General features: G+C 54.4%; 15 protein-coding genes and 1 other RNA gene. 12 read left to right on the plus strand and 4 right to left on the minus strand.

All coding sequences use genetic code 11. The features are described from left to right. Positions 1–104: 104 nt before the first annotated feature. On the plus strand, positions 105–1505 hold the full coding sequence (locus AC2FAJ_RS01300; RefSeq protein WP_188245661.1) for an MFS transporter: 1401 nt from the start codon (positions 105–107) through the stop codon (positions 1503–1505). A gap of 3 nt (positions 1506–1508) precedes the next feature. Beyond that, complete coding sequence (locus AC2FAJ_RS01305; protein WP_485453718.1) at positions 1509–3884, plus strand: glycoside hydrolase family 3 N-terminal domain-containing protein; 2376 nt, start codon at positions 1509–1511, stop codon at positions 3882–3884. Between the two features lie 5 nt (positions 3885–3889). Here the strand turns inward: AC2FAJ_RS01305 and rprA are convergent. Together rprA and ydiK are read right to left on the minus strand one after the other, a co-directional pair. Beyond that, positions 3890–3997: antisense sRNA RprA (gene rprA / locus AC2FAJ_RS01310), an RNA gene on the minus strand. 209 nt (positions 3998–4206) lie between these two features. Further along, complete coding sequence (gene ydiK / locus AC2FAJ_RS01315) at positions 4207–5322, minus strand: AI-2E family transporter YdiK (RefSeq protein ID WP_485453719.1); 1116 nt, start codon at positions 5320–5322, stop codon at positions 4207–4209. A 198-nt stretch (positions 5323–5520) separates the two neighbouring features. On the opposite strand from ydiK, the gene ydiJ reads away from it, so the two are divergent. The 3 genes from ydiJ (at position 5521) to AC2FAJ_RS01330 (ending at position 9264) form a co-directional block, all read left to right on the plus strand. Continuing rightward, on the plus strand, positions 5521–8577 hold the full coding sequence (ydiJ, locus tag AC2FAJ_RS01320; protein ID WP_485453720.1) for a D-2-hydroxyglutarate dehydrogenase YdiJ: 3057 nt from the start codon (positions 5521–5523) through the stop codon (positions 8575–8577). Continuing rightward, the gene (gene menI / locus AC2FAJ_RS01325) at positions 8574–8984 is read left to right on the plus strand and encodes a 1,4-dihydroxy-2-naphthoyl-CoA hydrolase (protein ID WP_028012841.1); all 411 of its coding nucleotides are present in this window, start codon (positions 8574–8576) and stop codon (positions 8982–8984) included. The genes ydiJ and menI overlap by 4 nt, the downstream gene beginning before the upstream one ends. Positions 8985–9069: 85 nt before the next feature. Then, positions 9070–9264: a YdiH family protein gene (locus AC2FAJ_RS01330; protein WP_003857766.1), complete on the plus strand. Its 195-nt coding sequence runs from the start codon at positions 9070–9072 to the stop codon at positions 9262–9264. 50 nt (positions 9265–9314) lie between these two features. Here AC2FAJ_RS01330 and AC2FAJ_RS01335 read toward each other — a convergent pair whose 3' ends face one another. Together AC2FAJ_RS01335 and AC2FAJ_RS01340 are read right to left on the minus strand one after the other, a co-directional pair. Further along, positions 9315–9944 carry a helix-turn-helix domain-containing protein gene (locus AC2FAJ_RS01335; RefSeq protein ID WP_485453721.1) on the minus strand — a complete coding sequence of 210 codons (630 nt, stop codon included), beginning with the start codon at positions 9942–9944 and terminating at the stop codon, positions 9315–9317. A 69-nt stretch (positions 9945–10013) separates the two neighbouring features. Further along, positions 10014–10673: a helix-turn-helix domain-containing protein gene (locus tag AC2FAJ_RS01340; RefSeq protein WP_060572887.1), complete on the minus strand. Its 660-nt coding sequence runs from the start codon at positions 10671–10673 to the stop codon at positions 10014–10016. A 419-nt stretch (positions 10674–11092) separates the two neighbouring features. On the opposite strand from AC2FAJ_RS01340, the gene AC2FAJ_RS01345 reads away from it, so the two are divergent. From AC2FAJ_RS01345 to fliB, 7 genes are all read left to right on the plus strand, one after another. Beyond that, positions 11093–11623 (plus strand): fimbrial protein, encoded by a 531-nt coding sequence (locus AC2FAJ_RS01345; RefSeq protein WP_485453722.1) that lies wholly within the window; start codon positions 11093–11095, stop codon positions 11621–11623. Positions 11624–11702: 79 nt separating this feature from the next. Beyond that, positions 11703–12380, plus strand: a complete 678-nt coding sequence (locus tag AC2FAJ_RS01350; RefSeq protein ID WP_485453723.1) for a fimbrial biogenesis chaperone — start codon at positions 11703–11705, stop codon at positions 12378–12380. 46 nt (positions 12381–12426) lie between these two features. Beyond that, the gene (locus tag AC2FAJ_RS01355; protein WP_485453984.1) at positions 12427–14955 is read left to right on the plus strand and encodes a fimbria/pilus outer membrane usher protein; all 2529 of its coding nucleotides are present in this window, start codon (positions 12427–12429) and stop codon (positions 14953–14955) included. Between the two features lie 10 nt (positions 14956–14965). Next, positions 14966–15913 (plus strand): fimbrial protein, encoded by a 948-nt coding sequence (locus AC2FAJ_RS01360; protein WP_045630159.1) that lies wholly within the window; start codon positions 14966–14968, stop codon positions 15911–15913. A gap of 10 nt (positions 15914–15923) precedes the next feature. Continuing rightward, positions 15924–16436, plus strand: a complete 513-nt coding sequence (locus AC2FAJ_RS01365) for a fimbrial protein (protein ID WP_485453985.1) — start codon at positions 15924–15926, stop codon at positions 16434–16436. Between the two features lies 1 nt (position 16437). Further along, positions 16438–17079 (plus strand): helix-turn-helix transcriptional regulator, encoded by a 642-nt coding sequence (locus AC2FAJ_RS01370; protein ID WP_485453724.1) that lies wholly within the window; start codon positions 16438–16440, stop codon positions 17077–17079. Between the two features lie 156 nt (positions 17080–17235). Then, the gene (gene fliB / locus AC2FAJ_RS01375; protein ID WP_041910394.1) at positions 17236–18453 is read left to right on the plus strand and encodes a flagellin lysine-N-methylase; all 1218 of its coding nucleotides are present in this window, start codon (positions 17236–17238) and stop codon (positions 18451–18453) included. Positions 18454–18473: the final 20 nt, after the last annotated feature.

Here is an 18473-nt window from a genome sequence, read left to right on the forward strand (position 1 = left end):
AGTGCGCAACGCGTTGCTAATACTTGAGCCTTACTGCGCATTTCCCTTCAGATGATGCGCAACTGGTTGAAATACGTTTTAACCTGATAAAAAGGCAAATAACAATGACACTTTCCTCTGTATTGCGTACCAAAGATAAAATAGGTTATGGCTTAGGTGATATGGCCAGCGCGCTGGTCTGGCAAACGGCCACATTATTTCTTGCTTATTTCTATACCGACGTTTTTGGTTTGCCTGCCGCGATCATGGGTACCATGTTTTTAGTGGTGCGTGTGGTCGATGCGTTTGTCGACCCGTGTATTGGCGCGCTGGTTGACCGCACGCAGACGCGTCACGGCCGTTTCCGTCCCTGGCTGCTGTGGTTTGCTATTCCCTTTGGCGTAAGCTGCCTTATTACCTTCTACGTACCGGACGTCGGGCCGACGGCAAAAATCGTTTATGCCTGCGTGACCTACGCGATTTTAAGTCTGATTTACTCCGCCATTAACGTGCCTTACTGCGCCATGCCGGGCGCGCTGACGCTGGATCCGCGCGAGCGTCACTCCCTGCAGTCCTGGCGTTTTGGCCTGTCATTTATTGGCGGGTTGATCGTAACGGTTATCGCTCTGCCGCTGGTCTCATTGTTGGGCCAGGGCAACGTGCAGAAAGGCTATTTCTTTGCCATGAGTCTGATGGGGCTGCTGGGCATTGTGCTGTTCTTTTGCTGTTTCCTGATGACCCGTGAGCGTTATTCCCCGCGCAATGATACCTCCGGCTCCATGCTCACCGATTTAAAACTGCTGGCCGGTAACAGCCAGTGGCGCATTGTGTTTGTGTTTAATATTTTGCTGTTAACGGCGGTGGTGACGCGCGGCTCTGCCACCATGTATTACGTCAACTATGTACTGTTGCGCCCGGAGCTGGTTTTTGCCTTTATTGTTTCTGGCATGGTGGCCTCGCTAAGCGGCGCGTTATTATCTGAACGCCTGCTGGGGAAATTTGACCGCGTACGCGCTTATCAGTGGACGATAATGTCCTTCGTCATTTTCGGCGCGCTGATTTTCTTCCTGCCGCCTTCGCAGGTGTGGCTAATCTTTGGCCTTAACATTATCTTTAGCTTTATTCAAAACCTCACCACGCCGCTCCAGTGGACCATGTTCTCTGATGTGGTCGACTACGAAGAGCATCGCAGCGGTCGCCGTCTGGACGGGCTGGTCTTCTCTACCGCACTGTTCGCCATCAAGTTTGGCCTGGCGCTGGGCGGGGCGGTGGTCGGCTGGGTGCTCGGCATGGTGGATTACGCCCCGGGCCAGGCAGCCCAGGCGCCACACGTGCTCTCCACCATCAACGCGCTGTTCACCCTTATTCCGTGCGCGCTGTTCCTCTGCATGGTGGCACTGCTTTCCATCTACAAGCTCAACAGCCGGCTGGTGGATTCCATCGCCCGGGAGCTGGCCAGCAAGCGTGAGGTAAGACCCGACGCGGAGCAGCTCAGCCCGGCAACCCCTTCCGCACTACAGGAGTAAAATATGACTGCTATCTATAAGGACGCGGGACGTCCCGTGCACGAGCGCGTCGCTGATTTACTGGCATGCATGACCCCGGAAGAGAAGTTCGCCCAGATGCACGCCTACTGGCTGATCCTCGATGAAAACGGCAACCACCGGGAGCGCAGCGATTTGAGCGACGAATTCGCCGGCGTCAGCGAGCAGGCGGCGCTGAGCGAACGGCTAAAACTGGGCGTCGGGCAGATCACCCGTCCGCTCGGCACCCATATCGTTGACGCGAAAACCGGGGTGCGCGCGGCTAACCGCCTGCAGCGCATGATGATGGAAGAGACGCGTCTCGGCATTCCGGCGCTGTTCCACGAGGAGTGCCTGGTGGGGCTGCTGTGCAAAGACGCCACGCTGTTCCCGTCCTCGCTCAACTACGGCTCGACCTGGGACCCGGAGCTGGTGCAGCGCGCGGCAGAGCAGATCGGTAAAGAGGCGCGTTCCGTCGGCTGTCAGCAGGGGCTGGCCCCGGTGCTGGACGTTTCCCGCGACGTCCGGTGGGGGCGAACCGAAGAGACCTTCGGGGAAGATCCCTGGCTGGTGGGGGTGATGGCGACCGCCTACGTCAGAGGATTACAGGGTGATAAACGCGATCTGCTGGCGACCCTGAAACATTACGTTGGCCACTCGTTTAGCGAAGGGGCACGCAACCATGCGCCGGTGCACCTCGGGTTTAGCGAGCTGAACGATACCTTCCTGCTGCCGTTTGAAATGGCGGTGAAACTGGCCAATGCCGGGTCGGTGATGCCCGCCTACCACGATATCGACAATCAGCCGGGGCACAGCGACAGCTTCCTGCTGACCACCGTCCTGCGCGAACAGTGGGGCTTCGACGGAATTATTGTCGCGGATTACGGCGGCGTCAGCCTGCTGCACCAGCATCACGGTGTGTCCCACGATGCGGCCGAATCCGCCGCGCTGGCCTTTAACGCCGGGCTGGACGTCGAGCTGCCGAAAGATGACTGCGCACGCTATCTGGCGGACGCCGTTGAGCGCGGGCTGATCTCTATGGCCAAAGTGGATGAGATCGTGGCGCGCGTGCTGACGGAGAAATTCCGTCTGGGCCTGTTTGAAAACCCGTACGCAGATGAAAACGGTATCGATCTGCAAAATGATTTGACCCGACAGATCGCGCGAGAGGTGGCGACAAAATCGGTCACGCTGCTGGAAAACAACGGCATTTTACCGCTCGGCGGTAAGCCCCGCGTGGCGGTGGTGGGGCCGACGGCAGACGATCCGCTGGCGTTACTCAGCGGCTACAGCTTCCCGGTACATCTGATCATCAGCGATATGGTGGAAGAGACCTCGCAGGTGACGACCCCGCGCGCGGCGCTGGAGCAGTATCTCGGGGCATCGAACGTCCGCTATGCCAAAGGGTGTCACATCATCGAGAAACGGATGGCGGGTGCGCCGGTCTTCCCGGGCGATAGCGGCGGTAAGCCGATGCAGCAATCGCCGGTCTCGCACAGTACTGCATTGATCCCCGAGGCCGTGAACGCGGCGCAGGAGAGTGACGTGGTGGTGGCCTGCGTGGGCGATCTTGCCGGGCTGTTCCAGAGCGGAACCGTGGGGGAAGGTTCCGACATCGACTCCCTGAATCTGCCGGGCGTGCAGCAACAGCTGCTGGACGCGCTGGTGGCGACGGGCAAACCGGTGATTGTCGTGATGACCGGCGGCCGTCCGTACAACCTGCAGGGGCTGGAGGATAAGATTGCAGCGCTGATCGTGGCGTGGGCGCCCGGGCAGGAAGGGGGCTGGGCGATCGCGGACGTGCTAACGGGACGCGCTGAGCCGCAGGGGCGTCTGGTGGTGAGCGTGCCGAAAAGCGCCGGGGCCATGCCGTATTACTACAATCACAAGCTCAAAAGCGGCGGCACGCCGTTTGCGTTCCACTTCGGTTCACGTTATCCGTTTGGCTTCGGCCTCGGCTGGACGACGTTTAGCTGGGGGGCTGCCCGCGTAGCTGAAACCAGCGCGCCGGTTGACGGCGAGGTGACGCTAAGCGTGGCTATCACCAATACCGGCGAGCGCAGCGGCAGCGAGGTGGTGCAGGTCTACGTGCGGGACAAGGTCGCCACCCAGGTGCGCCCGCTTCAGGAGCTTAAGGCCTTCCAGCGCGTCATGCTCTCGCCGGGCGAAACCGCCACGCTCACCTTCACGCTGCCGGTTGAGATGTTCAACTTCACCCGCCGTGACGGCAAGCGCATCGTTGAGCCGGGCGAGTTTGAACTGCAGATTGGCGCATCGTCGGCGGATATCCGCCAGGCGGTGACGGTCAATGTGACGGGGGAAACGCGGGTGCTGCCTGCTGAGTGGCGGATGCTCAGTACCTGTGAGGTTAAGCGCGCGTAGTCAGGATAAAAAAAAGCCCATCGTGGGAGATGGGCAAAGACTACACACAGCAATTCGTTGTTTCACTCAGGGGATTTCCATGCTTATAAATCAAGGTGTTGATTTATAACCGTGAGCTAATAGTAGGCATTGTAATTTTTAGCGTCGATCAGATTCGTCTCAATAGTTAAAGAGACGTAAAGATTTCTTGAGAATAATAGCGGACTTAATGCTGAAATGGCGGGTCTGACCAGTGTGCAACGAATAAATACTTTAGCAGTGTTAAAGTATTGTGCGGGATAATGTAGGCCGGGTAAGCGTAAGCGTCACCCGGCAACAAGGCTTAATGGGTATTCTTTTCTTCCAGCTCTTCCAGCTCGCTCAGAATCACGTCCGGGTCGGTTCCAGGCGGCGGCACTTCATGAACCCAGGCGGAGAACAGACGCCAGGTAACGGCAAGCAGCACCGGGCCAATGAACAGACCGATCATCCCGAAAGCAATTAACCCGCCGATAACCCCGGAGAGGATTAGGATCAGCGGCAGGTCTGCGCCCATGCGGATGAGAATGGGGCGAATCACGTTATCCATGGTGCCAACCACGCAGCTCCAGACCAGCAGCACCGTTCCCCACGTGGTATCACCCGTCCAGTAAAGCCAGATAATGCTCGGAACCAGTACCAGCAGCGGCCCCAGTTGCGCAATGCAGGTCATCAGCATGACTACGGTAAAGACGGTGGCGTACGGTACGCCGGAAATCGCCAGGCCGATACCGCCCAGCACCGCCTGCACCAGCGCCGTCACCACGACGCCCAGGGCGACCGCGCGCACGGCCTGCGCGGCCAGCAGCACCGCGGCGTCACCGCGTTTTCCCGCCAGGCGGGTGGCAAAGTGACGAACGCCTAAAGCTACCTGCTCACCGCGCCAGTAAAGCAGGGCGCTGAAGACCAGCATCAGGGTACAGTGCATCATAAAGCGGCCGATATGTGCGGCCTGACCGACAAACCAGGTGGTGGTGGTGCCAATATACGGACGCACTTTCGCCATCAGCGCGCTGCCGCCCATCTCCAGCAGGCTATGCCAGCCGCTGTAAAGTTTAGCGCCCACGACCGGAATGCTGTTCAGCCAGCCGAGGTCCGGCAGCGTGAGATCGCCGCTGGTCACGGCGCGGATCACCGGGCCGCTGGAGTCGACGAGACTGTTTACCAGCAACGCAATCGGAATAATAAACAGCAGGAACAGCAGGAGCGTCATGACCAGCACCGCTAACCCGCGGCGGCCGAACAGCAGCTTCTGCAAACGCAGCAGCAGAGGCCACGTGGCAACGACAACGGTCGCGGCCCATGCGAAGCCAAGAATAAAGGGTTGAACAATCCACAGACACGCAATAATCATGAGGGCCAGGAACAGCACCGACAGCAAAATTTGCGCAACATCCCTGGGCTGGCGAAGATTGACCATAAATGAAACTTTCCTTAAAAGAACGCCAGTACCACTGGCGGGAACGGAAAACCGCGTCTCTCTAATCATTAGCGATCGCAGCGGTTTTTGACAGGCGAATTCTGCCTGTAATTCAGCAGAGATTATAAGAAAAAAATGTGATAAAACTTTTAAGATACACGCAAACGATTCCCACAACTCTAATTAGGGTCGACAGTAATGATCCCACAGATTTCTCAGGCACCTGGCGTCGTTCAGCTGGTGCTTAATTTTTTGCAGGCACTGGAGCAACAGGGTTTTACAGGTGATACCGCCACGAACTATGCCGACAGGCTGACGATGGCAACCGATAACAGTATCTACCAGCTTCTTCCCGATGCCGTGGTTTTCCCGCGTTCAACGGCCGACGTGGCGCTTATCGCCCGGCTGGCAACGCAGGAGCGGTTTGCCTCGCTGGTCTTCACGCCGCGCGGCGGCGGCACCGGAACCAACGGTCAGGCGCTGAACCAGGGCATCATTATTGATATGTCGCGCTATATGAACCGCATCATTGAGATCAACCCCGAAGAGGGGTGGGTGCGGGTCGAAGCGGGCGTTATCAAAGATCAGCTTAACCAGTACCTCAAGCCTTACGGTTACTTTTTTGCCCCGGAGCTTTCCACCAGTAACCGCGCGACCCTCGGCGGGATGATCAACACGGATGCCTCCGGTCAGGGCTCGCTGGTCTACGGCAAAACCTCCGATCACGTGCTGGGCGTGCGTGCCGTTCTGCTGGGCGGCGATATCCTCGATACCCAGCCGATGCCGGTCGAACTGGCGGAAACGCTGGGTAAAGATAACACCACCAGCGGGCGCATCTACCGCACCGTGCTGGAGCGCTGCCGCGACAACCGCCAGCTTATTCTCGATAAATTCCCCAAACTGAACCGCTTCTTAACGGGCTACGACCTGCGCCACGTGTTTAACGACGACCTGACGCAGTTTGATTTAACCCGCGTGCTAACCGGCTCCGAAGGAACGCTGGCGTTTATTACCGAGGCGCGGCTGGATATCACCCGCCTGCCGAAGGTGCGTCGCCTGGTGAACGTCAAATATGACTCCTTCGACTCCGCGCTGCGCAATGCGCCGTTTATGGTGGAAGCGCAGGCGCTGTCGGTGGAAACCGTCGACTCTAAGGTGCTGAATCTGGCGCGGGAAGATATCGTCTGGCACTCCGTGCGCGAGCTGATTACCGACGTGCCGGACAAAGAGATGCTTGGCCTCAACATCGTGGAATTTGCCGGTGATGACGCGGAGCTGATTGAAAGCCAGGTGACGACGCTCTGCCAGCGCCTGGATGAGCTGATTGCTCATGGCGAAGGCGGCGTGATTGGCTGGCAGCTTTGTCACGATCTGGCCGGTATCGAGCGTATTTACGCCATGCGTAAAAAAGCCGTGGGCCTGCTTGGCAATGCGAAAGGGGCGGCGAAGCCGATTCCGTTTGCCGAAGACACCTGCGTGCCGCCCGAGCATCTGGCGGATTATATCGTGGAGTTTCGCGCCCTGCTGGACGGCCACGGCCTGAGCTATGGCATGTTCGGCCACGTGGATGCCGGGGTGCTTCACGTGCGTCCGGCGCTGGACATGTGCGACCCGCAGCAGGAGATCCTGATGAAGCAGATCTCCGACGACGTCGTGGCCTTGACCGCCAAATACGGCGGTCTGCTGTGGGGGGAGCACGGGAAAGGGTTCCGCGCGGAATACAGCCCGGCGTTCTTCGGGGAGCAGCTTTACGCGGAGCTGCGCAAGGTCAAAGCGGCGTTCGACCCGGATAACCGCCTCAATCCGGGGAAAATCTGCCCGCCTGAAGGGGTGGACGCGCCGATGCTCCAGGTGGATGCCGTTAAGCGCGGTACGTATGACAGACAGATCCCGATTGCGGTGCGCTCGTCCTGGCGCGGCGCGATGGAGTGTAACGGCAACGGCCTGTGCTTTAACTTTGACGTGAAAAGCCCGATGTGCCCGTCAATGAAAATCACCAGCAACCGCATTCACTCGCCGAAAGGGCGTGCGACGCTGGTGCGCGAGTGGCTGCGTCTGCTGGCGGACCGTGGCGTCGATCCCCTGAAGCTGGAGCAGGAGCTGCCGGAAAAACGGGCCAGCCTGCGCTCGCTGATTGAGCGCACCCGCAACAGCTGGCATGCCAATAAGGGCGAGTATGATTTCTCCCATGAGGTGAAAGAGGCGATGTCCGGCTGTCTGGCCTGTAAAGCCTGCTCTACCCAGTGCCCGATTAAAATCGACGTGCCGGAATTCCGCTCGCGCTTCCTGCAGCTCTACCACACCCGCTATCTGCGCCCGGTGCGCGATCATCTGGTGGCGACGGTGGAAAGTTACGCGCCGCTGATGGCGCGCGCGCCGAAGACCTTTAACTTCTTTATCAATCAGCCGCTGGTGCGCAAGCTTTCCGAAAAGCATATCGGCATGGTCGATCTGCCGCTGCTGTCGGTGCCGTCGCTGCAGCGCCAGCTCGTCGGTCACCGCTCGGCGAACATGACCCTGGAACAGCTCGAAGCGCTTACTCCTGAGCAAAAAGCGAAGGTGGTTTTGGTGGTCCAGGATCCGTTCACCAGCTACTACGACGCGCAGGTGGTCGCTGACTTCATCCGCCTGGTTGAAAAACTGGACTATCAGCCGGTAGTGCTGCCGTTCTCGCCAAACGGCAAGGCGCAGCACATTAAAGGCTTCCTGAACCGCTTTGCGAAAACGGCGCAAAAAACCGCTGATTTTCTCAACCGGATCGCCGAACTTGGGATGCCGATGGTCGGCGTCGATCCGGCGCTGGTGCTTTGCTATCGCGATGAATACAAGCAGACGCTAGGTGATAAGCGCGGCGATTTCCACGTCATGCTGGTGCACGAGTGGCTGCCGGCAGCCCTGGAAGAGAAGGCCATTCAGGAGGCGGGCGGTGAACCGTGGTATCTGTTCGGACACTGTACGGAAGTGACGGCGCTGCCCGGCGCCCCGGCGCAATGGGCGTCTATTTTTGCGCGTTTCGGCGCGAAGCTGGAGAGCGTCAGCGTGGGCTGCTGCGGTATGGCGGGCACCTACGGCCACGAGGTGAAAAACCACGCCAACTCGCTCGGTATCTATGAGCTGTCGTGGCATCAGGCGATGCAGCGATTGCCAAGAAACCGCTGCCTGGCGACGGGCTACTCTTGCCGCAGCCAGGTGAAACGGGTTGAGGGTAACGGCGTACGCCACCCATTACAGGCTTTACTGGAGATAATTGGATGATCTGGAAACGTGCCGTCACGCTGCAGGCGCTAAACGCCATGGGCGAGGGGAATATGGTGGGGCTGCTGGATATCCAGTTCACCCGCATTGGGGAAGACGATCTGGAAGCGACGATGCCTGTCGATAGCCGCACCCATCAGCCGTTTGGCCTGTTGCACGGCGGGGCTTCCGTCGTGCTGGCGGAAACCCTGGGCTCCGTCGCGGGATATCTCTGCACCGAAGGCGAACAGAAGGTGGTCGGGCTTGAGGTGAATGCCAACCACATTCGCTCGGTGCGCAGCGGGCGCGTGCGCGGTATCTGCCGCGCGCTGCACGCTGGTAGCCGCCACCAGGTGTGGCAGATTGATATTCTCGACGAGCAGGATCGCCTGTGCTGCTCGTCGCGTCTGACGACGGCGGTCGTGTAAAGTTTTCAGATGAATTGCCTTTGGTCAAAAACTAGCCAGCATGTTGTGATATACTGGTCAGGATTTGTACATAAGCGAGGACATCATGGATACTGAAATAACCCCAACACAGCTGGCAATTGAATATTTACGTCGCGATAAGAGCAACCTGTCTCCGGCGCAGTACCTGAAAAAGCTGAAACAGCTTGAGCTGGAGTTCACGGATCTGCTGGCGCTCTCTTCGAATGAACTGAAAGAAGAGATCTACTTTGCCTGGCGGTTGGGCGTTCACGTCCATTGAGTGAGTGTTGTTGAACAGGCCGCGAGTGCGGCCTTTTTTGTGCCCGTAATTCAGTAACGGGCGGGAAGTTTGTTGATTTTGATGAGCCGCCCGTCTTCTATTTCGATAAAGCCACCGGTTTTTAAATCCGCCAGAATACGCATTACGCCGCTGCGGGAGAGCTGGGTTTTCTCCCTGATATACCTTTCCGCCGTCACGCTTTCGCGATAGCTTTCATCTTCATCCATCAGCTTTATCAACTGCTGGCGAATCATCTCGTACGCCGTCGGTGCGCCCTGCGGCATGACGTTGTTATACAGACGGTTGTATACAAACATAAGCTGTTTTGAGAGCAGCCCCCACAGCGCTTTTTCTTTAATAATCTCATTCACGCGCTCGGTGGTGAGCGTGCCGATCAGGCACGGGGTAACGGTCTTGAGATAATCATTGAAATAGATATCAGTGAGATTCGCGAGGCCGAAGAGGGCGGGGCTACGGGCCGTGGAAAGCATCATATCGTCGCTTCTTCTGTAGATGGCGATCGTCCCCTCAAGAATTAAATAGCATATTCCCTGACCGTTGATTTGAAGGTCAAGCCGCTCGCCGCGAGCGGTTCTTCGTGTTGTACATTCAGGCAGTAAATAAGAGATAAGCTCTTGTGCGTAGGGCGAGCCACGGTGAGACTTTTCTGGAAGGGACATGGTAGCCGGTAACCTTAAAAATAACCTGGCTAATTATAGCGTTTCTCGCCGGGACAGGCACGGTGGCAATCAATATTTGCGTGGCAGATGGTGAATTTCAAGCAGCACGCCGCGCTCCATGGTGATGTACTTGCCGGTCCGCAGTTCCGACAGAATACGCATAATTCCGCTACGTGAAAGATACGTACGGCTTTTTATGTAGGCTGCCGCCGTCGTATTTTGCCGTATGGCGTCCGGCTCCTGCATCAGCTCAACAAGCTGGAAGCGGATGATATCGTAAGCAGACATTTGCGATATTTGTGCACAATGTTCGTATACCCGCGAGGCGGTATAAATAAGCAGCCTGGAGAAGTGTTCCCATAAATCGTGCTGCGACACAATTTGATTGAAACTCTCCAGCGACACGCGTGCGATCTCGGCGGTCTCCAGCGCCCGGACGTACAGGTGCTCAGAGGAAAACTGGCTGCTGACGCCCAGAATAAACGGCGCAGATTCAGAATTTAACACAATGCCGTCGCCGCGACGATGAAGCGCTACGCTGCCCTGAATAAGCAAAAAGCACTGTCGGACATCATCTTTATAATAATGCACCGTCTCCCCCCGGCTGATGATCATTCTGCTGGCCGCGGGCAACACGTGCTTAATCAGCGCGTCTATGTGGGCGAAAGGCTTTAAATCCAGAACGGAGAGCTGGTAATTATTCAGTGGGGTGGACAAGCGTGTATTCATTAAGATACCTCACATCGACTTCGTATGTGATCAAATTTTGATCTGCGCAAAGAATTATCTTAAAAATGAAGAGCTCAGGGAATATTCCGACGAGGTCTAAAAGTAGACCCTCCTATCCTTGAGGACTAACCTGCTGAATAAAAACAAAAAGCCGGCCGAGTCTAATAATAGACCTTCATTATAAAAGATGAGATTTTCCTGTAGTAGATGTTGATTTTTCGTTAAATCAGAGTCTACAGCTAGACCATCTAAAAGTTGTACTCATTAAAATGATTATATAAATTTTGACCAGTCAGTCAGGAAGACCTTAAGCCATTCAGCGAAAAATAAAAGAACCCTTAGCGATTCTTTTATCGGCCTTCTGCTGCTTGAATTTCAATAATAAATAAAGTTATCCCGTGAACAGGAAAATGAACATTATGAAAAAGAGTATTATTTTAGCGATGGTTGCTACGGGTTCAGCCTTAATGATGGGCAATGCTCTCGCCGCCGCAGGAACCGTTAATTTTAATGGTAACATCCTGGATTCAGCCTGCGACGTGGCGGTTGCTTCTCAAAACCAGGTGGTCGTATTAGGCGATTATTATAAAACAGAATTCCCGAGAACGGGTTCCAGAACGGCGGCAACGAAATTCGATATTATTCTGAAGAACTGCCCGGTTACGGTCACCAGTGCCAAAGTTCGTTTTGATGGTACGCCTGACCTGACCAACGCCGATCTGCTGGCGATTGATACCTCTGTCGCCGGGGCGGCAACGGGTGTTGCCATTAATTTGATGACCGCTGATAAAGCCGATCTGCCATTGCACGGCAGCAACGGCTACAACTATGTACTGAGTAGCACCGCAGACAATACGCTGAATTTCTATGCACAGTATATTTCAACGGCGGCATCGGTAACGGCGGGTCCTGCCAACTCCGTCGCTAACTTCTCCGTTGTTTACAACTAGTCATTAAGCAGAACAAGAGTCAGCTCCGCGAGGCGCTGCGCGGGGGCATAAACTGCCCCCTTGTTTTAAGAGGTCCAAAATGAATTTTATTAGCAAAACCCTGCTGAGTGCGGCGGTTATTACTGTATCTGTTTCGCATGCTTATGCCGGGGTTATTATTGGTGGTACCCGAGTAATTTTTGATGGCGGGAAAAAAGAGGCATCCATAAGTGTAAACAATGCGGATACCGCCCCTTATTTAATCCAGTCCTGGGTCGACATGCCAGAGGGTAATGCTAATAAAGCACCTTTTATCGTCACGCCACCTTTGTACAGACTGAACGGCGGCCAGCAAAATATTGAACGGATTTTAATTTCCGGCTCATTGCCGCAGGATATAGAAAGCCTCTTCTGGTTAAATATTAAAGCGATACCTTCAGCGAGCAGACAGGAAAACTCGTTACAAATTGCCGTTAAAACACGTATTAAGCTTATTTATCGCCCGACAAGCCTGAAGGCGTCAACACCGGAAGAACAGGCGAATAAATTAACCTGGTCCCGGAGCGGAAACAACCTTCAGGTCACAAATCCTACACCGTATGTGATCAACTTTAATGAAATAAGCGTCGGCGGTAAAAGGCTGGAGGATGTTTCCTGGGTTGCACCTGGCGCAGTGGCAGCATTTCGCTTACCGCCAGGCGTTAATGGCAATCAGATCGTATTTAAAGTGATTAACGATTATGGCAGCCCGGGAATAATACATCAGGCCAGCTTTTAGTTCCTGAGAAAAGTGGCATCCGCAATATCGAGTCAGGTTTATGATGATGGCAACAAGCAATATAAAAATGCAGCCCGCGCGTCTGGCAATGTGTATTGCCTTTGCGCTGGCGAATGCAGTCCCCGTGGTTAATGCCCGTGATTCCTTTAACGCCGAACTGGTGGAGCTGGATAATCCGGGAATGTTTAAAGCCGATTTATCTGCATTTGAATCAGGTTTGCAGGCACCAGGGAAATACCATGTTGACATCATCCTCGACGACCAGCTTATTGAGACCAGCGATATTGATTTTGTTGCCGGGAAAGATTGGCAGGAAAACGATAGCCTGCAGCCCTGCCTGAGCATGGATCAGCTAAAAAAATGGGGCGTTAAAACGGCGCTGTTCCCCAATCTGGCGGTTGAAAGCACCTCCTGCGTCGACCTCCAGGCAATTCCTCACGCCACTACGAATTTTCAGTTTGGTGCACAGCGGCTTGTTATCAGCATTCCCCAGGCCGCGATCGACCTGCCTGCGAGAGGGTATGTCCCGCCAGAACAGTGGGACGAGGGGATCGCCGCTGCGATGCTCAACTACAGCCTGAGCGGAGCCAACAGCTGGGCGAAACAGAGCGAGAGTAAAAACAGCAGCAGTCAGTATGCCAACTTACGTCCAGGCCTCAACGTTGGGCCATGGCGACTGCGCAACTACACCACCTGGTCGCGTGATGAGAACGGTCAGGACAAATGGGATACCGTCTACACCTATGCACAGCGGGCCATTATTCCGCTCAAGGCGGAGCTCACGCTGGGCGATAGCTCCGCGCCCGCCGACGTGTTCGACAGTATACCGTTTCGCGGCGGACAGTTGGCTTCCGATGACGACATGCTCCCTGATTCGCTCAAAGGTTACGCACCCGTCGTGCGTGGGATTGCGCGTACGAATGCTCAGGTCATTGTTCGCCAGAATGGCTATCAGATTTACCAGACCTATGTCGCGCCCGGCGCCTTTGAAATTACCGATATGTATCCCACCGGCGGGGCAGGCGATCTGGACGTCACCATTAAGGAAGCTGACGGCAGCGAGCAGCATTTCACCCTGCCTTATGCCTCATTACCAGTTTTGCAGCGCGAAGGGCGCCTGAAGTATGCGGTGACCGGAGGGCAGTATCGTTCTTACAGCAGCAGCGTGGATAAGACCCCGTTTGGCCAAATCACGGGGATTTATGGTCTGCCATATGGCCTCACGCTCTATGGCGGGCTGCAGGAGTCGAGCAAATATCAGTCGATAGCCACCGGGATCGGGAAAAACATGGGGGATTTCGGCGCGATATCGGCGGACATGACCCAGGCCTGGTCAACCCCGCAGGGGGAAGAAAAATCCAACGGGCAGTCCTGGCGTGCGCGTTACAGCAAGAACTTTGTCGGGACAGGGACCCAATTTTCGATTGCGGGCTACCGCTATTCGACCAGCGGTTACTACGGCATGCAGGAGATCCTTGATTCCTGGGGAGACAGCTCTGCGCTCCAGGACCGTCGTCGTAACCGTGCCGAGCTCACGATGAGCCAGACGTTGGGCAGCAATCTTGGCTCGCTGACGCTGAGCGCGGTCCGTGAAGATTACTGGAATTCGGGTAAAAGGATGGCGTCTTACAGCCTGGGTTACAACAACTACTGGCACAACATTAGCTACGGACTCACCTGGACTTACAGTAAAAACGGCAGCGCGGGTTCATATGACGGCAATAAACGCGACGACAACGATCAGCTGCTGGCCTTTAACGTCAGCATTCCGCTTGAAAAATTCCTGCCGCAGACCTGGGCTAACTATAGCGTGAGCGCCAGCAAGAATAACGGCACCACGCAGAACATTGGTCTGAACGGCGTGGCGCTGGAAAACCATGGGCTGAACTGGAACGTGCAGCAAGGGTATGGGTCGGACGGCGTTGGCTATACGGGCAACATGAACGGGGATTACAGGGGCACGTACGGCGAAGTGACGGCGGGCTATAGCTACGACAAAAACAGCGAGCGTCTTAACTATGGTTTGCAGGGGGGCATTCTTGCTCACAGAGAAGGGATTACGCTTTCTCAGCCTCTGGGGGAGACCAATGTTCTGATTAGCGCACCGGGCGCGCATGACGTAGATATCCGTAATCAGCCGGGGGCAAAAACAGATTTCCGGGGATATACGGTGGTCAGTAACCTTTCCGCGTACCGTAAAAATGACATCACGCTTGCCCCGGAAAGTATGCCGGATGACGTTGAGCTGGATATTAATACCCGCACGGTAACGCCGACGCGCGGTGCAATTGTCCTGGCCGACTATAAGGCGAAAGTGGGAAGGCGGGCATTATTCACGTTAATGCATAACGGCCATTTTGTTCCTTTTGGCGCAATCGTGAGCCTGAAAGGCAGCGACAACAGCAGCTTTATTGTTGGCGACAAAGGGCAAGTCTATCTCACTGGCCTGGATTCGGAGGGGACAGTATTCGTTACGTGGGGAGTGGAAAGCGATCGGCAGTGCCGCGCACCGTTCCGGCTTTCGCCGCAATCTTCGGCAGGCGGAATTACTGAAATTAACGTCACTTGTATTTAGGGTTTTTAAAATGCGCATACTTAACATCCTGTTCCTGCTGTGTATCACCGCTGCCTGGAATAGTGCTCATGCAGGAACCTGCACAACAATTACGCCACAGGAATCCACTTTGTCCATCGGCACAATTACGGTGCAGCGTGATGTCGCGGTTGGCACGGTATTATTTTCAAAAAATGCGTCGGTCACTGGGTCCTATTTAAGCGGCTGTACCAATCCGTTAATGCTCGGGTTTAGCATGCGGTACCTTAATGCAACGCCGAGTAGTTACGGTAATCACGTTTATAACACCAATGTAAGCGGTATTGGCGTGCGCTTTTCATCAGGTAATTATTTTGAAAACCCGATCTATACCTTTTCTTATAACGCGCAGACAAGTTATGTCGAATGGTGGGGCGGTAAAATAGAACTTGTCGTTACCGGACCCGTTGCCTCTGGCTCGCTGACGCCCGGCGTACTGGGTGTCGTTATGCTGCAGGGGAGCGATGGTGTGTATCGCGATGGCCTTACGACGACGCTTCTGGACGGGACCATCAACGTGCTGGCCTGCAGCATAACGACGCCGCAGCTGACGTTTCCCATCGGCGATATTTCTGCCGCGACGTTTGGCTCAACGGTCGGAACCACGCCGACGGGCGCTCAGAATACGCAAAACCTGGGTCTGAACTGCGACCCGGGGGCAAACGTCAACGTTTCGCTCAGCGGCATTCAGAACCCGGACGTAGCAACAACGAGCGTGCTCGCGCTGACGGGGCAGGGTAATACCGGCACGGCGAAAGGGGTTGGCGTTCAGCTGCTCTATAACGGTACGCCTCTCTCGTTAAATACCCGTCTGCCGTTAAATGCCGCCGCGGGTGGGCAGCAGGCATTTCCATTAACAGCGCGTTATTACCAGACCCAAACGACGGTTGAACCCGGTACTGCCAATGCGTCTGCAACCTTAAATTTGACGTATCAGTAAAGGATAAATGATGAATATTCTGCGCACGGCAGCGCTTGCCGCCATATTAGTAAGCTGCAATACCTTTGCGACGGACAACGTTAGCGTCAGCGTTACCGGAAATATTGTGGCCTCTCCCTGTATCTTTAATGGGGGAAATAACAGTCTGGATATCAACCTTGGCAATATTCAGGCATCCAATATGGCTACGCCGTGGTCATCGTCCGATCCTGTGCCGTTTAACCTGCTGTTTACCCAGTGTCCGACAGGGACGCGCAGCGTGACGGTCTCCTTTACCGGAAACCCCGATCCGGTCGCCGGGGCGGATTACTACATGAACAGCGGTTCGGCCACGAACGTCGCGATTGCGATGAGTGAGGCCGCAACGGGTGCAATGAAGGGAACCGGAACAAGTATTACACAAACTATTGCAGCAGACAGAACCGCAACGATGGCCATGCTGGCATCGGTCAGGTCTTCCACGGGCGGCGCAACGCCGGGGAGCATTAGTGCCGTCGTGGTCATGACGATGCAGTACAACTGATATGCTGAATATTGTGATTAAAGAGACCGACGCATTTTTCAGAGCGGGATTGCAGTGTTTTCTTGAGAATTTCTTCTTTCATAATTTCAAACATCTGCTTCACTTTGACTGCGAACTTTCTCATGAAAATGTCAGTGCCGCTGATATTATTTTTCTCTCTTTATGTCAGGGGGAAACCCTGACCTGTTATCCCGAATTACAGGCGCGGAAAAAAGGAATTGTGGTTGGGCTGGTGGATGATGAACACCGTTTCTCGACATATCCGTCCTGTTTTCAGGATATGATTTTTATCTCCCGCCGCGCTTCGCTGGACAGGATCACCGAGGCGCTGTTTATCGCATGGTACCGCACACAGCTCTCAAGCTTTCACTGGAGGAAGAGAACCTGCAGCGAATGCCAGCATAAAATATTATCGCCACAGCAAATTCGCGTTATGGTGAGTTTTTACAAAGGATTATCGGTAGGGCAGATCGCGAATGAGCTTAAAACAAGTGATAAAACTATTTTTACCCATAAATATTTGCTGATGCAAAAATTCAACCTGCGCAGTGATTTTGAGCTGGTGGCCTTGATTCACAGGATGGTGGAGAAGAATACCCCTGCAAACCGCTTGCGAGACTATCTGACTCATCATCATGGTTAACAAGTATTAGCCAATAACCTAACAGGGGCGCAATATTCTCATTCGTTATCGCGCCCCTGATTCTGTGAATTACAAAACATAGTGTGCGGTTATGCCTCTATAGAATAGCGTGTGCGGCATGGTATTTTTTATGCTTTATAAAATGACGCCTTAGCTATGCAAATTCATAAAACCATCAAACCGATTTTCGTCAGTAAGTTTCAGTGCGTGGGGTCAGCATGTTTAATCTCATGTTGTCGTGGCTGGACGATCGCTATTGATAAGAAAACCCACCAAAAGTACGTCCAGTCCACGCACGCAGAAATTGCCGCCATTGCAAAAGAGAATCTGATCCTTCAGCGCAAGGGCAAGAACAACTACTCCAGAGTGAAGCTAAACGAAAAAGGGGAGTGTCCTTTTATCGATGAAAACAAACTCTGCATGGTGCACCGTGATTTAGGGGAAGAGGCGCTCTCACATACTTGCAGTACGTATCCCAGAAGCGCAAGCCGTTATCAGGATGAAACACGGCATACGATGACGCTCTCCTGCCCTGAAGTGGTCAGACGCGTCCTGTTTGACCCGGAGGCCATGCTGTTTCAGGAGCAGGATGAGTTAGTGGCAACCTACAAAACTAACCTGATTGGGCAACGTCAATCCGCCTCACAGACGCAGCAGGTGATCCATCTTTTTGCCTGGAACCTTATTCAGTCGCCTTCCCGCAATGTTGAAGAAAATTTGATGGCGCTGGCGCAGTTTATTCTCTGTCTTCAGCACGTTAATTTTGATTTACATAATAAATTTGCCGAAGTAGAACAATTTTACGATGCGTTACGCAATGACCTGCAAAACGGGAAATCGCTGATCGATGCCTGTCACCTCACGCATTCAAATGCGATGAAATATCTGGCACTGTCCGTGATGGGAACGAACGTGGCGAAAGATTCGGTGCGGGACGGTTTTATTCTTCAGGGGCACCAGCAAATTGCCTCGTATCTGGACATGGCCGGCCTGAACGACGCTTCTGAACTGGAAGCTAAATTCGACGGGATTAATCAGCAGTGGCACAAGCTGTGCGAGTCATCCTGCTTGTCAGAACCCTACGTGTTACGCAATTACCTGCTGTATAAACTCTATAGCAGCTATTTCCCTGGTAAAAATACGGCAAACATCATGCGCCAGTTTTACCGTATTGTACTGGATTTTTTCTATATCAAATTCATTCTCAGCGTGCGGTCGATGCAGGAAGACATTGACCAGCAGGTCGTGATGAAAACCATCGCCAGCCTCTCTGAAAAGACCATGCACAATCAGACCATAGATGCGCGCATGGACTTTGCTATTGATAAAATCAACGGTGGGGATGATTTATCCTGCCTGCTGTTGATTGGATAAACGCGCAGACTCAGAGGCTC

Source organism: Enterobacter cloacae complex sp. 385G4, assembly GCF_057320665.1.

Bases quoted from the DNA above. Each gene is read 5' to 3' on its own strand.
- AC2FAJ_RS01300 (WP_188245661.1), top strand. From the start codon at position 105: ATGACACTTTCCTCTGTATTGCGTACCAAAGATAAAATAGGTTATGGC.
- AC2FAJ_RS01305 (WP_485453718.1), top strand. From the start codon at position 1,509: ATGACTGCTATCTATAAGGACGCGGGACGTCCCGTGCACGAGCGCGTC.
- ydiK (WP_485453719.1), bottom strand. From the start codon at position 5,322: ATGGTCAATCTTCGCCAGCCCAGGGATGTTGCGCAAATTTTGCTGTCG.
- ydiJ (WP_485453720.1), top strand. From the start codon at position 5,521: ATGATCCCACAGATTTCTCAGGCACCTGGCGTCGTTCAGCTGGTGCTT.
- menI (WP_028012841.1), top strand. From the start codon at position 8,574: ATGATCTGGAAACGTGCCGTCACGCTGCAGGCGCTAAACGCCATGGGC.
- AC2FAJ_RS01330 (WP_003857766.1), top strand. From the start codon at position 9,070: ATGGATACTGAAATAACCCCAACACAGCTGGCAATTGAATATTTACGT.
- AC2FAJ_RS01335 (WP_485453721.1), bottom strand. From the start codon at position 9,944: ATGTCCCTTCCAGAAAAGTCTCACCGTGGCTCGCCCTACGCACAAGAG.
- AC2FAJ_RS01340 (WP_060572887.1), bottom strand. From the start codon at position 10,673: ATGAATACACGCTTGTCCACCCCACTGAATAATTACCAGCTCTCCGTT.
- AC2FAJ_RS01345 (WP_485453722.1), top strand. From the start codon at position 11,093: ATGAAAAAGAGTATTATTTTAGCGATGGTTGCTACGGGTTCAGCCTTA.
- AC2FAJ_RS01350 (WP_485453723.1), top strand. From the start codon at position 11,703: ATGAATTTTATTAGCAAAACCCTGCTGAGTGCGGCGGTTATTACTGTA.
- AC2FAJ_RS01355 (WP_485453984.1), top strand. From the start codon at position 12,427: ATGGCAACAAGCAATATAAAAATGCAGCCCGCGCGTCTGGCAATGTGT.
- AC2FAJ_RS01360 (WP_045630159.1), top strand. From the start codon at position 14,966: ATGCGCATACTTAACATCCTGTTCCTGCTGTGTATCACCGCTGCCTGG.
- AC2FAJ_RS01365 (WP_485453985.1), top strand. From the start codon at position 15,924: ATGAATATTCTGCGCACGGCAGCGCTTGCCGCCATATTAGTAAGCTGC.
- AC2FAJ_RS01370 (WP_485453724.1), top strand. From the start codon at position 16,438: ATGCTGAATATTGTGATTAAAGAGACCGACGCATTTTTCAGAGCGGGA.
- fliB (WP_041910394.1), top strand. From the start codon at position 17,236: ATGCAAATTCATAAAACCATCAAACCGATTTTCGTCAGTAAGTTTCAG.